This is a genomic window from Micromonospora sp. NBRC 110038 (assembly GCF_020884815.1).
Taxonomy (GTDB): domain Bacteria; phylum Actinomycetota; class Actinomycetes; order Mycobacteriales; family Micromonosporaceae; genus Micromonospora; species Micromonospora haikouensis.
On sequence record NZ_BBOL01000003.1, the window covers coordinates 388,893 to 411,765 of the forward strand.

At 75.7% G+C, this 22,873-nt stretch carries 18 protein-coding genes and 2 pseudogenes; 13 read left to right on the forward strand and 7 right to left on the reverse strand.

The features are described 5' to 3' along the window. Window position 1: 1 nt before the first annotated feature. The 3 genes and pseudogenes from LPU61_RS13405 to LPU61_RS13415 form a co-directional block, all read right to left on the reverse strand. Window positions 2–1,777 (reverse strand): DNA polymerase Y family protein, encoded by a 1,776-nt coding sequence (locus LPU61_RS13405; protein ID WP_229405069.1) that lies wholly within the window; start codon window positions 1,775–1,777, stop codon window positions 2–4. Window positions 1,778–1,950: 173 nt separating this feature from the next. Beyond that, window positions 1,951–2,727, reverse strand: a pseudogene (locus LPU61_RS13410) (hypothetical protein); the annotation flags it as partial. A 90-nt stretch (window positions 2,728–2,817) separates the two neighbouring features. Continuing rightward, a complete protein-coding gene (locus tag LPU61_RS13415; protein WP_043967260.1) occupies window positions 2,818–3,267 on the reverse strand; it encodes an SAV_6107 family HEPN domain-containing protein in 450 nt (149 codons plus the stop codon). A gap of 423 nt (window positions 3,268–3,690) precedes the next feature. On the opposite strand from LPU61_RS13415, the gene LPU61_RS13420 reads away from it, so the two are divergent. The 10 genes and pseudogenes from LPU61_RS13420 (at window position 3,691) to LPU61_RS13465 (ending at window position 12,891) form a co-directional block, all read left to right on the forward strand. After that, the gene (locus LPU61_RS13420; RefSeq protein ID WP_199486133.1) at window positions 3,691–4,674 is read left to right on the forward strand and encodes a DMT family transporter; all 984 of its coding nucleotides are present in this window, start codon (window positions 3,691–3,693) and stop codon (window positions 4,672–4,674) included. A 103-nt stretch (window positions 4,675–4,777) separates the two neighbouring features. After that, complete coding sequence (locus LPU61_RS13425; RefSeq protein ID WP_229405070.1) at window positions 4,778–6,178, forward strand: ferric reductase-like transmembrane domain-containing protein; 1,401 nt, start codon at window positions 4,778–4,780, stop codon at window positions 6,176–6,178. Between the two features lie 20 nt (window positions 6,179–6,198). After that, window positions 6,199–6,681 (forward strand): FMN-binding protein, encoded by a 483-nt coding sequence (locus LPU61_RS13430; protein WP_229405071.1) that lies wholly within the window; start codon window positions 6,199–6,201, stop codon window positions 6,679–6,681. Between the two features lie 17 nt (window positions 6,682–6,698). Further along, window positions 6,699–7,511, forward strand: coding sequence for an FAD:protein FMN transferase (locus LPU61_RS13435; protein ID WP_229405072.1), 813 nt, complete (start codon window positions 6,699–6,701; stop codon window positions 7,509–7,511). A 48-nt stretch (window positions 7,512–7,559) separates the two neighbouring features. Continuing rightward, window positions 7,560–8,048: a YbaK/EbsC family protein gene (locus LPU61_RS13440; RefSeq protein ID WP_043969301.1), complete on the forward strand. Its 489-nt coding sequence runs from the start codon at window positions 7,560–7,562 to the stop codon at window positions 8,046–8,048. Then, the gene (locus LPU61_RS13445; RefSeq protein WP_043967254.1) at window positions 8,045–8,782 is read left to right on the forward strand and encodes a monooxygenase; all 738 of its coding nucleotides are present in this window, start codon (window positions 8,045–8,047) and stop codon (window positions 8,780–8,782) included. Before LPU61_RS13440 ends, LPU61_RS13445 begins: the two co-directional genes overlap by 4 nt. Next, a pseudogene (locus LPU61_RS13450) lies at window positions 8,779–9,339 on the forward strand (GNAT family N-acetyltransferase); the annotation flags it as partial. The gene LPU61_RS13445 and the pseudogene LPU61_RS13450, both read left to right, overlap by 4 nt. A gap of 71 nt (window positions 9,340–9,410) precedes the next feature. Continuing rightward, window positions 9,411–10,265, forward strand: coding sequence for a carotenoid biosynthesis protein (locus LPU61_RS13455; RefSeq protein WP_374199676.1), 855 nt, complete (start codon window positions 9,411–9,413; stop codon window positions 10,263–10,265). After that, a complete protein-coding gene (locus LPU61_RS13460; protein ID WP_229405074.1) occupies window positions 10,262–11,389 on the forward strand; it encodes a glycosyltransferase family 2 protein in 1,128 nt (375 codons plus the stop codon). Before LPU61_RS13455 ends, LPU61_RS13460 begins: the two co-directional genes overlap by 4 nt. 11 nt (window positions 11,390–11,400) lie before the next feature. Continuing rightward, window positions 11,401–12,891 carry an NAD(P)/FAD-dependent oxidoreductase gene (locus LPU61_RS13465; RefSeq protein ID WP_043967248.1) on the forward strand — a complete coding sequence of 497 codons (1,491 nt, stop codon included), beginning with the start codon at window positions 11,401–11,403 and terminating at the stop codon, window positions 12,889–12,891. Between the two features lie 17 nt (window positions 12,892–12,908). On the opposite strand, the gene LPU61_RS13470 is transcribed toward LPU61_RS13465, so the two are convergent. Together LPU61_RS13470 and metF are read right to left on the reverse strand one after the other, a co-directional pair. Next, a complete protein-coding gene (locus LPU61_RS13470) occupies window positions 12,909–13,598 on the reverse strand; it encodes a CDP-alcohol phosphatidyltransferase family protein (RefSeq protein ID WP_043967246.1) in 690 nt (229 codons plus the stop codon). A gap of 43 nt (window positions 13,599–13,641) precedes the next feature. Beyond that, complete coding sequence (metF, locus tag LPU61_RS13475) at window positions 13,642–14,559, reverse strand: methylenetetrahydrofolate reductase [NAD(P)H] (protein WP_043967244.1); 918 nt, start codon at window positions 14,557–14,559, stop codon at window positions 13,642–13,644. Between the two features lie 243 nt (window positions 14,560–14,802). On the opposite strand from metF, the gene LPU61_RS13480 reads away from it, so the two are divergent. After that, window positions 14,803–15,207 (forward strand): helix-turn-helix domain-containing protein, encoded by a 405-nt coding sequence (locus tag LPU61_RS13480; protein ID WP_229405075.1) that lies wholly within the window; start codon window positions 14,803–14,805, stop codon window positions 15,205–15,207. 389 nt (window positions 15,208–15,596) lie between these two features. Continuing rightward, window positions 15,597–19,052 (forward strand): phosphocholine-specific phospholipase C, encoded by a 3,456-nt coding sequence (locus LPU61_RS13485; protein ID WP_229405076.1) that lies wholly within the window; start codon window positions 15,597–15,599, stop codon window positions 19,050–19,052. A gap of 297 nt (window positions 19,053–19,349) precedes the next feature. Here LPU61_RS13485 and LPU61_RS13490 read toward each other — a convergent pair whose 3' ends face one another. Then, window positions 19,350–20,903, reverse strand: a complete 1,554-nt coding sequence (locus tag LPU61_RS13490; protein WP_229405077.1) for a non-reducing end alpha-L-arabinofuranosidase family hydrolase — start codon at window positions 20,901–20,903, stop codon at window positions 19,350–19,352. A gap of 379 nt (window positions 20,904–21,282) precedes the next feature. Here LPU61_RS13490 and LPU61_RS13495 point away from each other — a divergent pair, with 379 nt between their 5' ends. Next, window positions 21,283–22,365 (forward strand): polyprenyl synthetase family protein, encoded by a 1,083-nt coding sequence (locus tag LPU61_RS13495; protein WP_229405078.1) that lies wholly within the window; start codon window positions 21,283–21,285, stop codon window positions 22,363–22,365. An 81-nt stretch (window positions 22,366–22,446) separates the two neighbouring features. On the opposite strand, the gene LPU61_RS13500 is transcribed toward LPU61_RS13495, so the two are convergent. Further along, window positions 22,447–22,839: an Rv2175c family DNA-binding protein gene (locus tag LPU61_RS13500; RefSeq protein ID WP_043969299.1), complete on the reverse strand. Its 393-nt coding sequence runs from the start codon at window positions 22,837–22,839 to the stop codon at window positions 22,447–22,449. Window positions 22,840–22,873: the final 34 nt, after the last annotated feature.

The window sequence follows — 22,873 nt, forward strand, 5'->3', positions numbered from 1 at the left end:
GTCAGTCATAGATGGCCTCCACCAGCCACTGGCCGGACTCGACCGCCAGCAGGAGGGCCGCCCCGTCGGCCAGGCACACCTGGAACCGGGCCCGGCGGCGGGCCTCCGCCGGGGACCACCAGCGCTCGTCCACCGGCCACGGGCCGGCCCAGCCGACGATCTCCACCGGCCGGGCCGCGCCGACGGCCAGCCGCGCCGGGGCGGCGGTGAGCTGGAGCCGCGCGCTGACCCCGACCGGCTCGCCGGCCGCGTCGTGGACGGTCGCGGCAATCGGGGCGGGCAGCACCACGGCCGGCGAGGGCGGCGGCAGCCGACCCGGCCACGGCGGCGACGCGCCCCGCCCGGACGAGGCCGCCCCTCCCCGGGTAGGCCCACCGGACCGGTCGAACCCGCCAGCCCCACCGGACCGGTCAGCATGGCCCGGCCCTCCAGCCCCACCGGCCCGGACGGGGCCCGCCAACCCGCCGGGGCGAGCAGGGCCGGTCGGCTCGCCGGGGCGGGCAGGGCCAGCCAACTCGCCGGCCCGGGCAGGGCCGGTCTGCTCGCCGGGGCGGGCGGGCAGCCGTTCGTCGCCCCACGGCACCAGCCGCACCTGGTCGTCCGGTGACCGGCCGCCGCCGAGCACCGCGGTGACCACCGCCTCGGGGCCGAGGAGGCCCTGCACCCGGCTCAGCGCCCGGTGCGCCCGCTCACGTTCCTCGCCCGTCTCCCCCCACAGCCCGGGTTGCAGGTCGGCCCGGGCGAGCACCCCGTCGGGCACCAGGCGCAGCCGGATGATCCCGGCCGTCGGGCGGGTCGGGCGGGCACCGGGGCGGCCGGCGCTGCCGGTGAGCCAGCCGTCGAGCTGCCACCGCACCCGGTCGGCGACGGCCGCCGCGGTGAGCAGCCCGTCGTGCCGCCACACGCGGTGCAGCTCCTGGCCGTCGGCGGTGACCGCCTCGATGCCCAGCCGGGTGCAGGCCAGCCCGTGCGCGGCGAGCCGGTCGTGCAGCCGCTCGGCCAGCGCCCGGGCGGCGAAGGCGGCGGCGTCGACCCGGTCGATCGGCTCGTCGTGGTCGGCGGTGACGGCCAGGTCCGCCGGGGGCCGGCGGACGGCCAACGGCCGGTGGTCCCGGCCGGCGGCGAGCCGGTGGGCCAGCGCGCCGTCGAACCCGAACCGGGCCAGCACGTCCCCGGCCGGCAGCGCGGCGAAGCCCCCCAGGGTGCGTACGCCGAGCCGGCGCAGCAGGTCGGCCAGGGCCGGCCGGCCGAGCGCCTCCACCGGCAGGCCCGCCAGGAAACCGGGGGTGCCGCCGGGGGGCACCACCCGCCCGTCCCGGGCCGCCAGGCCGGCGGCGAACACCCCGTCGGCGATGCCCACCTGGCTCTCCACCGCACAGGTCTGGGCGACGTGCTCGATGATCCGCTCGGCGGCCGCCTCCTCGCCGCCCAGGTAGCGGGCCGGGCCCCGGGCGGCCAGCGCGCAGGCGCCGGGACGCACCACCTCGACACCGGCGGCCAACTCCTCGACGGCGGCGACCACCGGCTCGAAGGCCCGGGCGTCCCGCCCCGGGTCGTGGTCGACGACGGTCAGCCGGGGGCAGCGCCCCTGCGCCTCCCGCTTGCGCAGGCCCCGGCGGACGCCCTCGGCGCGGGCCGCCTCGGAGCAGGCGACCACCCGGTTGGCGTGCAGCACGGCCACCGCCCCGGTCGCCGGCACCCCGTCGACGAGCTCGGCGGCGAGCACCGGCCAGTCGGGGCACCAGAGCAGCAGCGTCCGCGCCGGCGCATCGGTCACGCCGGGCCGACCACGGTGAGCGCGCCCCGGCGGGGCGGTGCGTCCGACGACGGCGGGACGGCCACCGACGGCGGGACGGCCGACGACAGCGGGACGGCCGACGACAGCGGGACGGCCGACGACAGCGGGACGGCCGACGACGGCGACGACGACGCGGCGGGCGACGACGACGCGGACGACCGCGGCAACTCGGACGACCGCAGCGCGGCCGACGGCGGCGGGACGGGGCGGAGCCGGCCGGCGGCCGAGCGGCCGGTGGCGGAGACGCCCGACGCGACGGGTGAACGGGGGATGACCCGGGTGAGCGCGTCTCCGGGAAGCCAGACCTTGATCTCCTTGGGCCGGGCCGCCGCGCCCCGCCCCCGGGCGCAGATGGTGACCTCGCGCCGCCGCAGCCGGCCCCGGCCCTGGCCCAGCCCCTCCCAGACGCCCCGGACCACCTGCAGCGTGACGTCTGCGCCGTCCCACCGGCCGTACGGGACGAGCACGCTGCCGCGCTGCCGCGCCCGGGCGGCCAGCCGGTTGGCCACGGAGGCGGAGACGGTGGCCGGCACGGCGGCGACCACCACGTCCACCCCGTCGATCAGGGCGGCGACGACGGTCGGCCAGTCCGGCCCGGGCTGCGGCACCAGGGCGAGCCGGTCCAGGGCGATGCCGGCCTCGGCCGCCGCCCCCGCGCCGAAGGTCGGCACCCCCACCACGGCGCACCACGAGCCGGCCCGGGACGCCTCGGCGAGCAGCGCCAGCACCAGGGAGGTGCCGCCGCTGTGCCGGGGCTGGCCGGCGGCGACCGCGATCGTGCTGCCCCGACGCAGCCCCCGGCTGGGCAGCAGGCCGGTCAGCTCGGCGGCCACCGGCAGCATCCGGTGCGCCCCGGCCGGGTCCGGCGCGCTCGCCGGACGGACCAGGCCGGCCAGTGCGGCGGAACCGACCACCATGCGGCCCGCCATCGGACCTACCCCCTGTCGTGCCTCGCCCGTCGTTGCCGAAGTGCTGTGCCGAAGTGCCGAAGTGCTGTGCTGGGTGGGTGCCGGTCGCGGTCAGGCGGCGAGGCCGTCGAGCGCCGGCTGGTGGGTCAGCCCGAGGGAGGTCTCCACCACCGTCACGAACTGCTCGGCCGCCCGGAGCAGGTCGTCGGCCTGCCGGGCGCTGACCACGCGGGGGATGCCGGCCTCGGCGGCGGCGCGCTTGCCCGCGCCGGCGGCGAAGTAGGCGGCCCACTCGTCCATCTCGGGGGCGACGGTGCAGAGCAGGACCCAGACGCTGGTGATGCGGTGTCGCCGGGCCGGCGCGGGGCGGGCGCGAGCGGCGAGCACGGCCGCGGCGGCGCGGAGGGCGGCGAGGTGGGCCGCGGCGTAGCGCAGGCCGTCGGGGCGGGTGCGGGCGGCCTCCGCCAGCCCGTGCCGGGCCACCGCGAGGAGCTGGGCCGGGGTGCGGTTCGGCAGCACGTGCGCCGGCACCGTCGGTGGCTGGGCCGAGTTGGTCGGCATGGGCTGTCTCCTCCACGTGGCCGGGGCCGGGCACGGCGGCCGGGGCCGCCGGCACGGGCCGGGTCGGGTGGTGCGGAGGAAGACGCACCGGGTGGGGCCGGCCGGGTGTGGACGCTTCCCCACACCACACCCGGCCGGCGATATCGGCGGGTTCGTCGCCCGCCGCCCGGGGGTCGTGGGCGGCGGGCGACGCGCCTGCCTGACGGGCCCGGACTCGCGACTGCCCGGGACCCAGGTGCGGCCCGCGGAGCCGCACCGCCCGGGGCCGGCGCCGCGAAACACCACCCCGGGTTGTTGGAACGGGCGTTCGAGGCAATCGAACACTCGTTCTAACTACTGCTGACAGTACACCCCGCCCCCGACGAAAACGCAACGTGTGGCGGGCCGGCGTGCCGAAACAGGCGGCGACGCTAGCCTCTGCTGGTGACGACTCCCCGCCCCGCCCTCGGTGTCGCCATGGTGCTCGGCTCGGGAGCCCTGTTCGCCGTCAACGGCACGGTCTCCAAGCTGGTGCTCCGGGCCGGCCTGAACGCGCAGCAGCTGACCCTGCTGCGCGCCCTGGGCGCGGTCGCCATCCTGCTGCTGCTCAGCGTCGCGCTGCGGCCGGGGGCGCGCCGGCTGCGGGTCACCGCCCGGCAGCTGCCGCTGCTGATCGGGTACGGCCTGACCGGCTTCTTCCTGGTGCCGATGCTCTACTTCGTCGCCATCTCCCGGCTGCCGGTCGGGATCGGCCTGCTGTTCGAGTACTCCGCCCCGCTGCTGGTCGCCCTCTGGGCCCGGTTCGGCCAGCGGCACCGGGTCCGTCCCCGGCTCTGGGTCGGCCTGGCGCTGAGCCTCGTCGGGCTGGGCTGCGTGGCCGAGGTGTGGGGCGGGCTGCGGCTGGACGGCCTGGGCGTGCTGGCCGGCGTGGGCGCGGCGGTCTTCCTGGCCGGCTACTACGTGCTCGGGGCGCGGGGCGTGCAGGGCCGCGACACCCTGTCGCTGTGCACCTGGGCGTTCGGCGGGTCCGCCGTGGCCGGGCTGCTCACCCGGGCGGTCACCGCCGGCACCGGTGGCTGGGAGCCGCTGACCGGCCGCGCCGGGGGCGTGCCGGTCGCGCTGCTCTGCGCGTACGTGGTGGTGCTCGGCTCGGTCGTGCCGTACCTGCTGGTGGCCGGCGCGATGCGGCACCTGCCCGCGACCAGCGTCGGGATCGTCGGCATGGTGGAGCCGGTGCTCGCCGCGGCGGTCGCCTGGGTGGTCATCGGCGCGGGCGAGGCGCTCAACGTCGCCCAGCTCGGCGGCGGCGCGCTGGTGCTGCTCGGGGTGGTGCTGGCCGAGACGGCCCGGGCGGCCCCGCCCGGGCAGCAGACCGTGCCGCCCGCGCCCGACGCGGTGGTCACCGGCGCTGCCGCCGCCGGCCGCTGACCGCCGGGATTCTCAGTACGCGCACAGGTTTCGCAAAGGGCCGGTCGAGGTCACCGCCGCAGGGTGGACCCATGAACGTCAGCCGTACCGAAACGATCGACGGATGAGCGCCGCCGTCGCCGAACGACCGGCCCCGGTCCGCCTCGTCCCGCCGGGGGCACCCGGCTGGTGGGCCGACGTGGCGGGCGTCGCCGCCGCGCTCAGCCTGCTCGTGGTCACCGCCCTCTGGACGGCCGACCGGGGGGTGCAGGAGCTGCTGTCCGGGGTGGCGACCGGCCTCACCTCCGCCGGCAGGCTCACCGGCCTGCTCAGCGCCGACCTGATGCTGATCCAGGTGGTCCTGATGGCCCGGGTGCCGCTGGTCGAGCGGCGCTTCGGCCAGGACCGGATCGCCCGCTGGCACCGGCTCGCCGGCTTCGCCTCGTTCCACCTGCTGCTGGCCCACGTGGCGCTGACCACCATCGGGTACGCGGGCACCGCCCGCGAGGACGTCGTCACGCAGTTCTGGCTGCTGGTCACCGGGTACCCGGGGATGCTGCTGGCCACCGCCGCGCTGGGCCTGCTGGTGCTGGTGGTGGTCACCTCGGTGCGGGCGGCCCGCCGCCGGTTGCGCTACGAGTCCTGGCACCTGCTGCACCTGTACGCGTACCTGGGGATCGCGCTGGCGCTGCCGCACCAGCTCTGGACCGGCGCGGACTTCGTCGCCTCACCCGTCGCGCGGGCGTACTGGTGGACGGCGTACCTGCTGGCGCTGGGCAGCGTGCTGGTGTTCCGGCTGGGGCTGCCGGCGTGGCGCTCCCTGCGGCACCGGGTCGAGGTGGCGGCGGTGGTGCCCGAGGCGCCGGGGGTGACGTCGGTGTGGCTGCGCGGGCGGGACCTGCACCGGCTGCCCGTCCGGGCGGGGCAGTTCTTCTCCTGGCGGTTCCTCGACGGCCCCGGCTGGTCCCGGGCCCACCCGTACTCGCTGTCGGCGCCCCCGTCGGGGGACCTGATGCGGATCACCGTGAAGGACCTCGGCGACGGCAGCGCCCGGGTGGCCGCCCTGCGCCCCGGCACCCGGGTGCTGCTGGAGGGCCCGTACGGGCGGCTGACCGGGGAGCACTGGCGCGGCGGCGGGATCACGATGTTCGCCTGCGGGGTCGGCGTCACGCCGCTGCTGGCGCTGCTGTGGGAGCTGCCGTACGCCCCGGGGCAGGCGGTGCTGCTCTACCGCGCGCGTACCGAGGAGGAGATCGCCTTCCGCGCGGAGCTGGACCGGCTCGCGGCCGAGCGCGGGGTGGTGGTGCACCACCTGGTCGGCCCGCGCGCCGGGCGACCGGCCTGGCTGCCGGCGTACGCGGAAGGGGTGCCCGACGCCGAGGCGCTGCGCCGGCTCTCCCCCGACATCGCCGACCACGACGTCTTCCTGTGCGGCCCGGACGGCTGGGTCGACGCGGCGCGGGCCGCCACCCGCGCCGCCGGGGTGCCCGACGAGCACACCCACCACGAACGTTTTGCCTGGTGACAGGCGCGAAGGGGGTTTCCATGCGACGGATCACCGTGTGGCTGCTGTCCACCGTGGCGGCGCTGGTGCTGCTGTTCAGCTACAAGACCAGCACGATGGGGGTGGGCGGGGAGAGCAGCGCGATCGCCGCCGGCGCGGACGGCAACGCCGGCACCGGCTCGTCCGCCACCGGCACCGACACCGGTCCGTCGGGCACCAGCACCGGCACCGGCTCGTCCGGCACCGGCGCCGGGCGGTACGACGGGTCGGTGGCGCAGACCCGGTGGGGGCCGGTGCAGGTCCGGATCACCGTCTCCGGCGGGAAGATCACCGACGTCACCGCGCTCCAGGTGCCCGACGGCAACCACCGGGACCAGCAGATCAACGACTACGCGGTGCCGATCCTGCGGCAGTCGGCCCTGGCCGCGCAGAGCGCCGACATCGACACGGTCTCCGGGGCCACCGTCACCAGCGACGGCTACCGGGAGTCCCTCCAGGCTGCCATCGACGCGGCCCACCTGTGAACGGGAAGGTGAACACGATGGCCACGACCACCGAGCCGGGCCGGCGGGCCTGGGTGGAACAGGTGATGGGACTGCCGGTGAGCGTGCACCTGCGCGGGCCCGGGGTGCGCGACGAGGCCGTCGCCGCCCGGGTGGAGGCGTTCTTCGCCGAGCTGCGCGCGGCCGACGACACGTTCAGCACGTACCGGCCGGACAGCGTCCTCGGCCGGCTCGCCGGCCGGTCGCCCGACCCGGCCACCGCCGACCCGGCGGTGCGGGAGGTGGTCGAGCTGTGCGAGCTGGCCCGGCTGCGCACCGGCGGCCGGTTCGACGCCCGGCGGCTGCCGCTGCCGCGCGGCGGCGTCGGCTTCGACCCGTCCGGGCTGGTCAAGGGCTGGGCGGTCGAGCGGGCCGCCCGGTGGCTGACCGACCTGGCCGACCACGACGTGTGCCTCAACGCCGGGGGCGACGTGCTGCTGCGCGCCGCGCCCGACCGGCCGGCGTGGCGGGTCGGCGTCGAGGACCCGCAGTCCCCGGGGCACCTGCTCGACGTGCTGGAGCGGGCGTCGGGCGCGGTCGCCACCTCCGGCACCGCCCGGCGCGGCACGCACATCACCGACCCGCGCGCCGGCCGGCCCGCCGAGGCCGTCCGGTCGGTCACCGTGGTCGGCCCCGACCTGCTCTGGGCCGACGTGTACGCCACGGCGGCCGTCGCCGGGGGCCCGGACGCCCTGGACTGGCTGGCCACCCTCGACGGGTACGCCGCCCTGCTGGTGACCGCCGACGGCCGGGTCCGGGCCACCCCGCGCTGGCCGGGCACCCGGCCGGCGGCGGGGGCCGCCGCGGCGTAGCCGTGGGTGGGTGAAAAAGGCGGTGCGGCACCGGGGAGAATGGGCGGCATGCAGCCACACCCGAACGTGCGGGCCGTGCAGGAGGCCCTCGACGCCGCGGGCGCGCGGGACGGCTCCGGCCGGCCCAGCGAGGTCCGCCTGCTACCCGAGGCGGTGCACACCGCCGCGGCGGCGGCCGACGCGCTCGGCGTCGCCGTCGGCGCCATCGCGAACTCGCTCGTCTTCGACGCCGACGACGCGCCGCTGCTGGTGCTCACCTCCGGCGCGCACCGGGTGGACGTCGCCGGCCTGGCCGCGCACCTCGGGTTCACCCACCTGCGCCGGGCCACCCCCGAGTTCGTCCGCAGGCACACCGGCCAGCCGATCGGCGGGGTCGCCCCGCTCGGCCACCCCGAGCCGCTGCGCACCATCGTCGACGTGGCCCTGGCCGGCTACGACGAGGTCTGGGCGGCCGGCGGGGTGCCCCAGGCGGTCTTCCCCACGACGTACGCGGAGCTGCTGCGGATCACCGTCGGCACCGCGACCGAGGTGGCGTGAGCGGCGTCCCCGAGCTGGTCACCCTGCACGTCTGGCGGATCGGCCGGGCCGCCCTGCCCGGCGCGCTGGCCCGGATGGCGGCGCACCCGGCGCGGTTGCGCCGCACCACCGGGGTCCGGTTCGGCAAGCTGCTCGGCACCGGGACGGGCACCGGCTTCGGCCCCGGCGACGCCGACCTGACCCGCTGGGCGGCCCTCGCCGTCTGGGACCGCGCGGCCGACGCCGCCGGCTTCGACGCCTCGCCGGTGGGCCGCTCCTGGGCCCGCATCGCCCGCTCGTCGGTGCGGGTCGACCTGCGCCCGCTGACCAGCCGGGGCGAGTGGTCCGGGCGGCGGCCGTTCGGCGAGCCGTCCGGCGGTCGGGTCGCCGGCCCGGTGCTGGCGCTGACCCGGGCCCGGCTGCGGGCCCGCCGGGCGGCCACCTTCTGGCGGGCCGTCCCGCCGGTGGCCGCCGCCCTGCACGCCGCGCCCGGCCTGCTGGCCCGGTTCGGCGTCGGCGAGGCCCCGCTGGGCTGGCAGGGCACGGTCAGCGTGTGGCGCGATCCGGCGGACCTCGTCGCGTTCGCGTACCGTCACCCCGAGCACCGCGCCGCGATCACGCGCACCCCCACCGAGGGGTGGTACGCGGAGGAGCTCTTCGCGCGGTTCGAGGTGCGCGACGTGGTCGGCGACCGGGCGGTGCTGGGGTGGGTCGCCGACGGCGACGCGGCAACGGCGAAGGATGGGCGGGCATGAGGCTGGTGCGCTGGACGCCGGACGACCTGGTCCGACGGCTGGACGACGTGGTGGCCGTCTACGGCGAGGCGATGAACTACCGGGCCGACCTGCTGGAGGCGCGGCGCGGCTACATCGCCACCCACGTGCGCCGTCCCGGCTTCCGCGCCGTGGCCAGCCTCACCTCCGAGGGGCACCTGGCCGGCTTCGGGTACGGCTACCTCGGCACGCCCGGCCAGTGGTGGCACGACCAGGTGCACCGGGCGCTGACCGCCGGTGCCCGGCAGCGCTGGCTCGCCGACTGCTTCGAGGTGGTCGAGTTGCACGTCCGGCCGCCCGCCCAGGGGCACCGCCTGGGCACCCGGCAGCTCACCGCGCTGCTCACGATGGCACCGGGCAGCACCACCCTGCTCTCCACGCCCGAGGCCGACGAGCAGCGCTCCCGGGCCTGGCGGCTGTACCGCCGGTTCGGCTTCGTCGACGTGCTGCGCCACTTCCACTTCCCCGGCGACGAACGCCCGTTCGGCATCCTCGGCCGGGACCTCCCGCTCACCCCGCCGGCCCCGGCCGGCCCGGCCGCCGGCAGCTCCGCCGACCGGGCCGGTCCCGCCGCCCCCGCGCCGGCCGGCCCGGCCGCCCCGGCACCGGGATCGGCCGCGCCGTGACCCGGCCCGGGCTCCGGCCGCTGCTGCCCTGGGTGGGGCTGGGCGTGCTGGTCCTGGCCCAGATCTGCTACCCGCTCACCGTCGGCGCCACCCGGGCCGGGCTGACCGTGGCCACCGTCGTCCTCGGATACCTCCTCTCGGTCGGCCACGCGCTGCTGACCCGGGGTCCCCGCGCGGCGGCGGCGCTGGTCGCGGTGGCCACCGGGGGCGGCTTCGCCATCGAGGCGCTCGGGGTGGCCACCGGCTTCCCGTTCGGCAGCTACGACTACTCCGGGGAGCTGGGCCCGAAGCTGGCCGGGGTGCCGCTGGTCATCCCCCTGGCCTGGACCTGGATGGCCTGGCCCGCCTGGCTCACGGCGGCCCGGCTCGTCTCCCCCGGCGTCGCCCGGGTGGCCCTCGCCGCCGTCGGGCTCGCCGCGTGGGACCTGTTCCTCGACCCGCAGATGGTCGCCGAGGGCTACTGGGTGTGGCGGGACGCCACCCCCGCGCTGCCCGGCCTGCCCGGCGTGCCCGTCAGCAACTACCTCGGCTGGCTGCTGTTCGCGGTGTTGCTGATGGCGGCGCTGCGCCCGCTGGCCGGGGCGGTCGTCGACCGGGCCGGCCCCGGCGACGCCCCGATGTTCGCGCTCTACCTGTGGACGTACGCCTCCAGCGTCCTGGCGCACGCGGTCTTCCTCGGCCTGCCCGCGTCGGCGGTGTGGGGCGCGGCCGGCATGGCGGTCGCCGCCGTCCCGCTGGCCCTGGCGCTGGGCCGCGACCGCCGGCCGGACCAGCCGGGCCAGCGACCCCGGCAGGACCGGCAGCCCCAGCAGGGTCCGCCCGCCGACGCGACCGCATGACCGGCGTCCTGCTGCTGATCGCCGCCGTCGCCGCGCTCACCGCGCACACCTGGGTCAACGCCACCCGGTGGCTGCGCCGCCCGGCCGGCGGGCCCGTCGAGGTCGCCGAGGCCGTCGCGGTGCTGCTGCCGCTGCGCGACGAGGCCGACCGGGTCACCCCGTGCCTGGAGTCGCTGCTCGCCCAGCGCGGCGTGCCCGGGCTGCGGATCGTGGTGCTCGACGACGGCTCCACCGACGGCACCGCCGACGTGGTCCGCGCGGTCGCCGGCGACGACGACCGGGTCACCCTGCTCACCGGCGTCGCTCCGCCGCCGGGCTGGCTGGGCAAGCCGCACGCCTGCCACCAGCTCGCCGCCCGCGCCGACCCGGCCGCCACCGCGCTGGCCTTCGTCGACGCCGACGTCGTCCTCGCCCCGTACGCGGTGGCGGCGGCCGTCGCCGAGCTGCGCGCCGCGCGGGTGACGCTGCTGTCGCCGTACCCGAGGATCGTGACCCGGACCCCGACGGACCGGCTGGTGCAGCCGCTGCTGCAGTGGCTGTGGCTGACCTTCCTGCCGCTGCGGGCGATGGAGCGCTCGCCGCGGCCGTCGCTGGCGGCGGCCGGCGGGCAGTTCCTCGTGGTCGACCGGGCCGGCTACGCGGCGGCCGGCGGGCACGCCGCCGTGGCCGACCGGGTGCTGGAGGACATCGAACTGGCCCGCGCGGTCAAGCGCTCCGGCGGCCGGATCGCCCTCGCCGACGGCTCCCGGCTGGCCACCTGCCGGATGTACGACGACTGGCCGCAGCTGCGCGACGGCTACACCAAGTCGCTGTGGGCCTCGTTCGGTCATCCCGGCGCGGCGGCGGCCGTGGTGGCGGCGCTGCTGCTGCTCTACACGGCTCCCCCGCTGGTCGCGCTGGCCGCCCTGGTCGCGGGCGCCCCGGCGGTCGCGGCGGTGGCGGCGCTGGCCTGGCTGCTCGGGGTGGCCGGGCGGGCGGTCAGCGCCCGCGCCACCGGCGGCCGGTGGTGGCCCGACGCGCTCGGCCACCCCGTGTCGGTCGTGGTCCTCGGCTGGCTGACCGCGCGGTCGTACCATCTGCGGAAGCGGCGTCGTCTGTCCTGGCGGGGTCGCCCGGTCAGCTAGGAGGGCACGTCATGGCGCGGATCGTGGTCGTCGGTGCCGGGGTGGGTGGGCTGGCCACCGCCGCCCGGCTGGCCGCCACCGGGCACGAGGTGACCGTCTTCGAGCAGGCCGGCACGGTCGGCGGCAAGCTCGGCCGGTACGTCCACGACACCCCGGCCGGTGCGTTCCACTTCGACACCGGGCCCAGCCTGCTCACCCTCCCGGAGGTCTTCCACGACCTGTTCGAGGCGACCGGCGCGAAGCTCGACGAATATCTCGACCTGGCCCCGCTGGACCCGATCGTCCGGCACGTCTTCCCCGGCGGCGGGCCCACCCTCGACTCCTGCGCCGACCCGGCCGAGTTCGCCGGCCGCGTCGGCGCGGCGTTCGGCGACCGGGCCGCCGCCGACTGGCAGCGGCTGTGGCGGCGGGCCGCCCGGGTCTGGGACGCCTCGCACCGCGACATCCTGCGCCGGCCCGTCGACTCGCCGCTGGACCTCGCCGCGCTGGCCTGGCGGCTGGGCGACCTCGCCGCCATCGCCCCCGGGCGCACCCTGCGCGGGCTGGGCCGCCGGCACCTGGCCGACCCCCGGCTGCGGATGCTGCTGGACCGGTACGCCACCTACACCGGGGCCGACCCGCGCCGGGCCCCGGCGGCGCTGGTCGCCGTACCGTACGCGGAGCTGGCGTTCGGCGGCTGGTATCTGCGCGGCGGCCTGGGCACCCTCGCCGACGCGCTGCTGACCCGCTGCCTGGACCTGGGCGTGGTCGTGCAGACCGGCACCACGGTCACCCGGATCGACGCGGCGGGCGGCCGGGTCCACGGGGTACGCCTCGCCGGCGTCGCCGCGCCCGTGCCCGCCGACGTGGTGGTCGCCAACGTCGACGCGCTAACCCTCTACCGGGACCTGCTGCCCAGCCCGCGCCGGCTGGCCGGGCTGACCGACCGCAGCCTCGCCGGGTTCGTGCTGCTGCTCGGGGTGGCCGGCGAGACCGGCCTGGCCCACCACAACGTGTTCTTCCCGCGCGACTACGACGCCGAGTTCGACGCGGTCTTCGGCCACCCCGGGCGGGGCGTGCGGGCCCGGCCCGCGCCCGATCCGACCGTCTTCGTCACCGTCGCCGACGACCCGGCGGTGCGCCCCGCCGGGCACGAGGCGTGGTTCGTGCTGGTCAACGCGCCCCGCCACGGCACCGCCACGGGCGCGGTGGACTGGCGGCGGCCGGGCCTGGCCGACGCGTACGCCGACCGGGTCCTCGACGTGCTCGCCGAGCGCGGCGTGGACGTGCGCGACCGGCTGGTGTTCCGGGAGGTCCGCACCCCGGCCGACCTGGACGCCGCGACCGGCGCGCCCGGCGGTGCGATCTACGGCACGGCGGGTGGCCTGCTGCGCCCGGCGAACCGGGGGCCGGCGGCCGGGTTGTGGCTGGTCGGCGGCTCCGGGCACCCGGGGGGCGGCCTGCCGATGGTCACCCTCTCCGCGCAGATCGTCGCCGACGCCATCGGCCCCGCCTGGGAATAGGGGAGGGCGACGGAGGGTCAGCCGGCCTCGATGAGGGCGCGGCGGACGGCGGCGAGCAGCTGGCCCAGCCCGAAGCCGGCCAGCAGCACCCAGACGGCCGTGGCCATGGTGATCGTGCCGGCGGTCAGGTCCGGGTCGATCAGCCCGGCGAGGCCGGCCAGCAGCAGCCCGACCAGGGCCACGCAGACCCGGGTGGGCCGCTCCCCCACGGTGACCGCGCCGATCTCCCGCATCCCGGCCGACACCGACCGGGCCCGGACGTACTCGTGCAGCCAGGACAGCCCGCCGGCGGCGGCGACCAGCGCGCCCGGCGCGCCCACCAGCCAGAACGCGGTCAGCCAGGCGGCCTCGCCGAGCCGGTCGGCGACGGAGTCGTAGACGTAGCCGAGCCGGGTGGTGCGGTTGGTGGCCACCGCCACCGCCCCGTCGACGCTGTCGGCCACCGACGCGGCCAGCACGAACAGTGCCGCGAGCACCGGCCCGCTCACCGGCCGGACGGCGAACAGCGGCACGCAGAGGCAGAGCAGCACCCCCGCCACGGTGACGGCGGTCGGGGTGACCCGGAGCCGGCCCAGCACGTACCCGACGTGGTAGGCGAACCGCAGCCAGGCGCGGACCACCGGGGCCGCCGCCCGGGGGTCGAAGCCCCCGTGCAGCCGCGCCCACGCCGTCGCGTACTCGTCCCAGTTCAGCGAAGTGCCCACCACGGAACAACCGTCGCACCGGCGCTGTGGTGTCGCGCCACTGGGGTCACACCCGCGCGCCGACCTGCAGCTGCTGCCAGACCTCGCGGGTCGCGGTGGACCGGTTGAGGGTGATGAAGTGGATGCCGGGCACGCCCTCGTCGAGCAGTCGCCGGCACATCTCGGCCGCCTGCTCGATGCCGAGCCGGCGGACCGCCTCCGGGTCGTCGGCCACCTCGGCGAAGCGCGCGGCCAGGGCCGGCGGGAAAGGGGCCCCGGACAGCTGCACGGACCGCTCGATCGTGCTGAGCTGGGTGACTGGCATCACCCCGGCCAGGATCGGGGTGTCGCAGCCCGCCGCCGCCACCCGGTCCCGCAGCCGCAGATAGTCGTCGGCGTCGAAGAACATCTGGGTGATCGCGAACTCCGCCCCGGCCCGGCACTTACGCACGAAGTGCGCGGTGTCGCTGGCCACGTCGGGCGAGCGCGGGTGCTTGTAGGGGAAAGCGGCCACCCCGACGCTGAAGTCACCGGAGTCGCGCACCAGCCGCACCAGGTCCTCGGCGTAGAGCACCCCCTCGGGGTGGCGGACCCACTCCCCGCCCGGGTCGCCCGGCGGGTCGCCCCGCACGGCCAGCACGTTGCGCACCCCGACGCCGGCCAGCCGGCCGATGACGTTGCGCAGCTCGGCGACGGAGTGGTTGACGGCGGTGAGGTGCGCCATCGGCAGCAGGGTGGTCTCGGTGGCGATCCGCTCGGTCACCGCGACCGTGGTGTCCCGGGTCGACCCGCCGGCCCCGTAGGTGATCGAGACGAACGAGGGACGCAGCGACTCCAGCTCGCGGATCGCCTGCCACAGCAGCCGCTCGCCCTGGGCTGTCTTGGGCGGGAAGAACTCGAACGAGAAGGTGGGCTGACGGTCACGGATCAGCTCCCCGATCGCCGGCTGCGGGTTGGGGAGGACCGAGGGTAGACCGAGAGCCATGGACCGACTCTAGCTGTCGGGACGCACCGCACCCAGGACCTTCCCACCTGACGCGACCGCCACGCGAGCCCCCGCACGGGCCCTCCCCGAGCGGTGGGTCGGGCGGAGCGTCGTACCCCCGGGGTAGACAGGCGGTAGCGCGGACGGGGCCCGCGCGGGGGTCAGCACCGATCGGCGGCGCGCCGGTCCCGCCCTGGTGCGCGGGTCGACGCCGCCCCCGCGCCGACCCCTGCCGGAGGACCGATGACGCCACCCACGCCGCCCGGCCCCGAGCCGCTCGGGCCGCTGCTCGCCCGGCTCCGGCGGGGCCGGGGCCGCAGCCAGCAGGCCCTCGCCGCCGAGCTCTGCGCCGCCTCGGGCGTGCCCACGCTGAGCCGGCACGAGGTGTCCCGCTGGGAACGGCAGCTCCGGGTGCCGGGAGGCTTCTGGCTGGGCTGGCTGGCCGTGGTCCTGGCCACGCCGGTGGAGCTGCTGGCCGAGGCCGCCGGGCGGGCCCGCCGCGCGCGCCGCCGGGCGCAGCCGGCCGGCCCGGCACGCCCACGAGCCGGCGGCACGCCGATACTCCGCCCACGCCGGCACGCCACCCACGCCCCCCGATCCTCTCCACGGCGCGGCCAGCAGCCCAGCTGGCCCTGTCGACCCACCTGACGCACCCCGGTCAGGAGGCCGCCGCTCGGAAGGAAATCCGTCAACAGGGAAAGGGGATCCCTATTCCCACTTTGCCGACGCCAATATCGGCGGGCAGCGAAAAGATATGGCGTACGTTTCCGACGGCGCAGCTGCATCACATTTCGGGTCGGCGACCATGCGGCCAGCAGGCGTCCCAGGGGCGACGGCGAAGCGGTGCGGGGCGGTGACCCACGCGGCGAGGTCGAGCAGAGACTCGGACCCAGTGACGTGCTCGGCCGCCCAACGGATGCGACGACAAACATGGCCACACAAACGGCGCAACATTCCACAGCGGAAATTGAACACTCGATGAAGTTTCACCACTCGAGGGTTACCTTGTGCAATCGGCGCGACCTAGTCTCCGCCCCATGCCTGAGATCTCCCGCCGCAAGCTTCTCGGTGCCGTCGCTGGCGGCACCGCGATTTCTTTACTGCCCCCGTCAGTGCTGAGGGCGATGGCAGCGCCACCGCCTCCCGGTGGCCTGAACGCGGTCGAACACGTCATCATCCTGATGCAGGAGAATCGCTCCTTCGACAACTACTACGGCGCCCTCAGAGGCGTGCGCGGCTTCGGCGACCGCACACCGCTGCGCCTGCCCACCGGAGCCAGCGTCTTCGAGCAGCCGCGGCCCGGCGGTGGCAAGGTTCTGCCGTTCTCGGCCCGGCAGGCGGCGGTCGACGCCGGTCGCCCCGAGAGCGACATCCAATACCTCGGCGCGCTCCCGCACGGCTTCTCCGACGCCAACCAGGCGCGGGCGAACGGCTGGTGGGACGACTGGGTCGCGGCCAAGGGCCAGAGCACCATGGCCTTCTACGACCGGCGTGACATTCCCCTCCAGTACGAACTGGCCGACCGTTTCACCATCTGCGACGCCTACTTCTGCTCGGTCTACGGCTCGACCAACCCCAACCGCAACTACCTGTGGACCGGCACGACCGGCTACGAGCCGGACGGCGTCAACCGGGCTGTCACCAACGCCGCCTACTCCTACGCCCACGCGGGCTACCAGTGGACGACGTACCCCGAGCGTCTGGAGGCCGCCGGCGTCTCCTGGCAGATCTACCAGGAGTGGGACAACTTCACCGACAACGCGGTCGAGTACTTCCGGCCCTGGAAGGAGATCGGCCGGAAGATCCTTTCCAAGGTCAGCGGCCAGTACTCCACCACGGAGCAGTTCTACGACAGCCTGTTCGGCAAGACCGCAGACCAGCGCAAGGCCGCACTGGCCCAGTTCCAGCAGGGCGTCGACTCGCTGACCGAGGCGGAGCGCCGGTTGTTCATGCGGGGGGCGTACCGCTCCGAGCCGGACACCCTCGTCCAGCGGCTCAGGTCCGACATCAACAACGGCACGCTGCCGAAGGTGAGCTGGCTGGTTCCGACGGCGGCGCTCTCCGAGCACCCCGGCACCTCCACCCCGGTCGGCAGCGCCAACCTCATCTACGACATCCTCGACGCCATCGCGAGCGACCCGAAGACCTGGTCGAAGACGGCTCTGTTCATCAACTTCGACGAGAACGACGGCTACTTCGACCACGTGCCCGCCCCGGTCGCGCCACGGCCGGACTCCGGCAACAGCGACGACTGGTTCAACGGTCTGCCGGTCGGCCCCGGCCCCCGGGTGCCGATGACGGTCGTCTCACCGTGGACGGTGGGCGGCTTCGTCTGCTCGGAGGCCTTCGACCACACCTCGGTCATCCGGTTCCTGGAGAAGTGGACCGGCGTCCAGGAGCCCAACATCAGCGCCTGGCGCCGCAGCGTCTTCGGCGACCTGACCTCCGCCTTCGACTTCAAGCGCAGGCACCCGCAGCCCGAGGTGGAGCAGCCCGGCCCGGTGCCACCGGCGGTCGGCCGTTGGAATCCCGCACCGCCGAAGAACCAGTCGCTGCCGGCGCAGGAGACCGGCACCCGCCGGACGCGGCCCTTGCCGTACCGCCTGTCCCTGCGGGCCGCCGTCACCGGCACCGACGTCCGCCTGCGGCTCGGAAACGCGGGCACCACCGCCGCGACGTTCACCGCCTATCCCGCTGACGGCACCGCCCCACATCCGTGGACCGTCCCTGCGGCCAGGACCGCCGACAACACGATCGGGTACGGTGCCGACGGCTACGACCTGCAGGTCACTGCCCCCGGCTGGTCCGTCTGGAAGCTGCGCGGCACCGGCGTGGGCGCTGAAGCGCACCTGGTCGAGCAGGCCGCCCCCGGCCAGGTGAAGGTGAAGTGCGCCAACCCCTCCACCACCACCCGCAGGCTCCTCGTCGGCGAGTCGGTCTACCCGCGTGACCCCCGGCACGGTGGACGGCCACGTCACCCTCTCCAGACCGTCACCCTCGCGCCCGGCCAGACCCGGACCGTGCCCGTCCACCTTGCCGACCACGGCTGGTACGACATCGTGGTCGTCGACCTGGGAGACCCGTCGTTCCTGCGCCGGATGACCGGCCGCCTGGCCGACTACAGGCCCGGCGTCACCGACCCGGCGACCGGTACCGCCCCGGCGCTGGCCGCGACGATCACCCTGCCGGAGGCGCTGCCCGCCCTGGACACGCCATTCGCGCAGAGCAGCCCGGCCGATGTCGTCGTCACCGTGCGGAACCAGGGCGGCACCAGGATCGACCGGCTCTCGGTCGCCCTGCTCGCCCCCTCCGGCTGGACGGTCGAGCGGACCGCCGCGGCGCCGAAGGTGATCGCCGCCGGGGGCTCGGCCGACGTGCGACTCACCGTCACGCCGGCCGCTGACGCCACCGCAGGCCGCCTGGTGGTCGCCGCCCACGGCGACGGCGACGGCCTGCTGAGGCTCGCCGACGCGGCTGTCGGCTTCCGGGTCGCCCCGGCGATGAGCGTCTCGCTGACCGGTCCCGCGAGCTCGCCCGGCACCGACGGCACCATGCTCTCGCCGGGCAGGCCGGTCACCGTGTCGGCCACCGTCACCAACGCCGGCGGCGCCCCGCTCACCAGCCTGGCAGCCACGCTGGACCTCCCGACGGGCTGGACCGCCACGCCCAGGGGCGACGTGCCGGCGGCCGTCGCGGCCCGCTCCTCCGCCCGCCTGGAGTGGGACGTCGTCGCGCCCGCCTCGGCGGCGCGTGCCTCCGGCAGCCTCAAGGCGACCGTCACGGCGGATCTGCGCGGCAGCGCCCAGCAGGTGACCGCGTCCCTGCCGGCCAAGACCGGGCCCGTCATGACCGGCTACCTGCTCGCGGAGGACTTCGAATCCGTCGCCCCCACGCTCGCTGCGGCGGCCGACCTCAGCCGACCCGGCCTGCTCGGCTGGACGCGGACCACCCCCGAGGGCTGGACGGTCACCAACGCGCCGGGGATGCCGCAGGGCACCCGGGAACTACAGGGCTGGACCTTCCTGTCCAAGCAGTTCTGGTTCCCCGGCGGGCAGAACCGCCCCAACTTCAGCCGGTCCCTCGGCGTGGTCGCGGTTGCCGACCCCGACGACTGGGACGACACCGGCAGCCCGGCCGGCCAGGGCCAGTTCGACTCGACCCTGACCAGCCCGGCGGTCGCCATCCCCTCGGGCGCCTCCACCCTCCACCTGGGCTTCGACTCCCACTACCGTCAGGAGAGCCCGCAGGAGGCCGAGGTCACCGTCCAGTTCGACACCGGCGCCAAGGTCAAGGTGCTGCACTACAGCAGCGCGACCTCCGGCAACACCAACCAGGGCCAGGACCAGGAGAACCGGCTCGTCCAGCTCTCCTGTCCCGTCCCGGCTGGGGCCACCTCGGCAAAGGTCAACTTCCGGATCTTCAATGCCGGCAACAACTGGTACTGGGCGATCGACAACATCCGCCTGGGCACCAGCCCGATCGCCGACGCCTGACCGGCCAGCGGCCTGACCGTCCCGCGCGGGGACGCGTTGTCGTCCCCGCGCGGCGTTCCGCGGTGATGGTGGTCGGCAGCAGGGTGGTCCCGGTGGCGACCCGCTCGGTCCCCGCCGACCGTTGTCCCGGGTCGACCCGCCTCCTGCCGATCGGCGGGGGGCGGGATCCGGTCGTTGTTCGGTCGCTCCGGTACGAGGTGTCGAGCGACGCGCGGCGGGCCCGGCCTACGCCGGACCCGCCGCTCGGTCGAACTCACGCCGGCCGCTGACTCACGCCGTCAGCGTCGGCTCACGCGGTCAGCGTTGCAGGGTCAGCAGACCCGGCCGGTACGGCAGGAGGCCGTAGTCACCGCCCGAGTTCGTGGCGCGGCCCTGGTACAGCAGCTGCAAGTTGCACGGGTCGATCGTGTTCGTCTGATCCGCGCTGGTGCGCAGCAGCTCGCCGTGGCTGATGTCGTTGGTCCAGGTGGCACCGCTGTTGGCCTTGCCCGCGAACGGGTTGTTGTAGGTCGTCGCGTTCGGCGTCCAGGTGCCGCTCAGGCTGGTCGCCGTGAACGAGCGGAAGTAGCGCTCCCAGGAGCTGGTCCTAGCCTCGATGATCATCAGGTACTGGTTGCGGCCCTGCACCTTGTAGACCTGCGGCGCCTCGAAGATGTTCTCCGAGGTGTCGCTCATGATGGTCGTGTAGCTGGAGCCGAAGCTGCCCGGGAAGTTCCCGATCGGCATGATCTGGCGGTAGATCTTGCCGTTGTCGCCGGCGAAGAACAGGTACATGTTCTGGTCGTCGCCGATGATCGTCTGGTCGATCACGCCGGTGCCGGAGTCGGTGATCGTCGCAGTCGACAGGGGCTGCGGGGCCGACCAGCCGTTGGCGTTGGCGGGGTTGGTCGACGTGCGGTACGAGAACGACGTCGGGCCCCACTGGTGGGCGAGGACCCAGATGTTCTTCGGCGCGAAGTAGAACAGCGACGGCGCTACGGTGCTCTGGCTCATGGTGTTCTGGGGGGCCGAGCCGAGCTGGTTGAGGTTGTCGACCAGGCCGAAGTTCATCGAACCCCAGCCGCCGGTGGCGCTGCTGCTGTGGGTGGTGGCGTACACCAACTGCTTGCCCTGGTAGGGGGCGATGGTGAAGTCCTTCAGTGACGCCCAGCCGGACTTCGGCTGCGCCAGCGGGCCGGTCGACGACCACCGGTACGTCGACGGCAGGTCGCACGTGCCGCCCGGCGGCGGGGTCGTCGGCGGCGGGGTGGTGGGGTTCGTGCCGCCGTCGACGCGCACGAGCTGCCACTGCTGGTTGCTGCCGTTCCAGTCGTCGTACTGCACGACGTTGCCGCCGTCGGCGGTCGACGCGCCCTGCACCTCGACCGCCTTGTTGCTGTTCCGGTTGATGAACCGGACGTAGCCACCGTCGGAGTCGGCCAGGCGGAACTGCTGGTTGGTGCCGTTCAGGTCGCTCCACTGCACGATGCTGCCGCCGTTGGCGGTGAAGAAGTTGTAGACGTCCAGCACCTTGCCGGACAGCCGCGACTTCAGCCGGTAGTAGCCGCCGCCGGAGTCCACGAACTGCCACTGCTGCTGGTTGCCGTTGTTACGCGTCCACTGGGTGATCCGCGCCCCGTCGTTCGTGGCGAGGTTGTAGACGTCCAGGGCCTTGCCGCTGTTGCGGTTGACCAACACGTACCACGCGTTCGTGTCGACCGTCGCCGCGGCGGCGGGCGTCGACACCGCGGCCGCGGCGGCCACGCCGAGCACCACCGCCGACACGCCGGCGGCGACGACCCGAGACAGCCACCCGCGTCGCCGCTGCGGCGGCGGCGGTGCGATCGATGGCGATCCACCAATGGCAGACATGATCCTCCTTCAATGACCAGAGATGGGCAGCGCGGGGACGGCCGCGCGCGTCGATGATGTGAGCGCTAACATCACGTACGCAGGCCTGGCGCACGCCAATCCAAGACCAACGAAGCGGGCTTGCCCGGCAGCCGTGGGCGTCGTCGTCCTTGACCATCGACTGTGAGCGATAACACGCCGTTCGTCAAGTCGTAATGTTCGATACCCGAGCGAGCGTCACGCACCGTCGGCGACGCGCCCACCCGGCGGGATCGGCTCCGCAGGGCCGACCCGGCGGTGTCCCGTCACCCGGACACCCCACCTCGCCGGCCCGAGCGGCCGGTGACACGCCATGCACCGCCGATGCGCAGCTCACCGGGCGACCCGCTAGCGTCGGGGCGTGACTCACGCAGCTCCCGTATCCCCCGTCGACCGCGCCGGCCTGCGTCAGCGGGTCGACAAGGCCCTCGCCGGGTTCCTGGCCGGCCAGCGCACCTGGCTGACGGCCGTCGACGAGGCCCTGGTGCCGGTGGCCGAGGCGATCGAGGCGTTCGTGCTGGGCGGCGGCAAGCGGCTGCGCCCCGCGTTCGCGTACTGGGGGTACCGGGGGGCGGGCGGCGGCGACGCCGACCAGGTGGTGACCGCCCTGGCCGCGCTGGAGTTCGTGCAGGCCAGCGCACTGATCCACGACGACCTGATGGACCGTTCGGACACCCGGCGCGGCGAGCCGGCGGTGCACCGGCGGTTCGCCGCCCGGCACCGGGGGGCCGGTTGGGGCGGCGACGCCGACGGCTTCGGCGACGCGGCGGCGATCCTGCTCGGCGACCTCTGCCTCGTCTGGTCCGACGAGCTGCTGCACTCCGCCGGGCTGGACCCGCAGGTCGTCGCCCGGGCCCGGCCCGTCTTCGACGAGATGCGCACCGAGGTCACCGTCGGGCAGTACCTCGACGTGCTGACGCAGGCCACCGGCGACACGTCGGTGGAGCGCGCGGGCAAGGTCGCCCGGTACAAGTCGGCCAAGTACACCGTCGAGCGTCCGCTGCTGCTGGGCGCGGCGCTGGCCGACGCGCCCGCCCACGTGCGGGCGGCCTACTCGGCGTACGGGCTGCCGCTGGGCGAGGCGTTCCAGCTCCGCGACGACGTGCTCGGGGTGTTCGGCGACCCGGCGCAGACCGGCAAGCCGGCCGGCGACGACCTGCGCGAGGGCAAGCGGACGTACCTCGTGGCGGCGGCCGTGGCGGCGAGCGACGACGCGGGCCGCGCGCTGCTGCTCGGGCGGCTCGGCGATCCGGAGCTGGACGCCGACGGGGTGGCCCGGCTGCGCGAGCTGATCACCTCGACCGGCGCGCTGGCCCGCACCGAGGAGCGGATCGCGGCGCTGACCGAGACGGCGCTCGCCGCGCTGTCGGCCGTCGACCTGGAGACCGAGGCCCGGCAGGCGCTGGTGGACCTCGCCATCGCCGCCACCCGCCGCACCGACTGACCCGCCCGCCACCCCGGCCGGCGACCTCCGCCACGGGGCCCGGCCCGTGTCCGGCCGGGTGCGGAGGTCGGCCGGAGCCGGTCAGAAGCCGAGGGCCTGGGCGCGGCGCTTGACCTCGCGGGCGTGGTCGCCGCCGAGCGTGGCCGCCGGGGTGCCGCCGGAGAGGGTGTCGTCGGGCTCGTAGAGCCAGCGCAGCGCCGCCTCGTCGTCGTAGCCGGCGTCGGCGAGCAGGGTGAGCACGCCGGGCAGGTGCTTGAGCACGGTGCGGTTGGCCACCAGGTCGGCGGGCACCCGACGCACGCCGTCGCGGCGCACGGCGAGCAGCTCGCGGTCCCGGATCATCTGGTGGACCTTGCTGATCGACAGGTCGAGGCGCTCGGCGACGTCCGGCAGGGCCAGCCAGCCGGCCGGGTCGCTCGGGCCGGCGAGGTCTGCGCCGGAGGCGGCCTGGCCGGAGGGTACGGAGTCGGTCACCCGATCACCCTGCCACGCGCCCGCCCGGACGGCG

What these genes read in the sequence shown, in the direction of transcription:
- LPU61_RS13430 (WP_229405071.1), top strand. Translation starts at nt 6,199, where the DNA reads ATGCGACGGATCACCGTGTGGCTGCTGTCCACCGTGGCGGCGCTGGTG.
- LPU61_RS13490 (WP_229405077.1), bottom strand. Translation starts at nt 20,903, where the DNA reads ATGTCTGCCATTGGTGGATCGCCATCGATCGCACCGCCGCCGCCGCAG.
- LPU61_RS13435 (WP_229405072.1), top strand. Translation starts at nt 6,699, where the DNA reads ATGGCCACGACCACCGAGCCGGGCCGGCGGGCCTGGGTGGAACAGGTG.
- LPU61_RS13465 (WP_043967248.1), top strand. Translation starts at nt 11,401, where the DNA reads ATGGCGCGGATCGTGGTCGTCGGTGCCGGGGTGGGTGGGCTGGCCACC.
- LPU61_RS13425 (WP_229405070.1), top strand. Translation starts at nt 4,778, where the DNA reads ATGAGCGCCGCCGTCGCCGAACGACCGGCCCCGGTCCGCCTCGTCCCG.
- LPU61_RS13480 (WP_229405075.1), top strand. Translation starts at nt 14,803, where the DNA reads ATGACGCCACCCACGCCGCCCGGCCCCGAGCCGCTCGGGCCGCTGCTC.
- LPU61_RS13440 (WP_043969301.1), top strand. Translation starts at nt 7,560, where the DNA reads ATGCAGCCACACCCGAACGTGCGGGCCGTGCAGGAGGCCCTCGACGCC.
- LPU61_RS13415 (WP_043967260.1), bottom strand. Translation starts at nt 3,267, where the DNA reads ATGCCGACCAACTCGGCCCAGCCACCGACGGTGCCGGCGCACGTGCTG.
- LPU61_RS13460 (WP_229405074.1), top strand. Translation starts at nt 10,262, where the DNA reads ATGACCGGCGTCCTGCTGCTGATCGCCGCCGTCGCCGCGCTCACCGCG.
- LPU61_RS13485 (WP_229405076.1), top strand. Translation starts at nt 15,597, where the DNA reads ATGCCTGAGATCTCCCGCCGCAAGCTTCTCGGTGCCGTCGCTGGCGGC.
- metF (WP_043967244.1), bottom strand. Translation starts at nt 14,559, where the DNA reads ATGGCTCTCGGTCTACCCTCGGTCCTCCCCAACCCGCAGCCGGCGATC.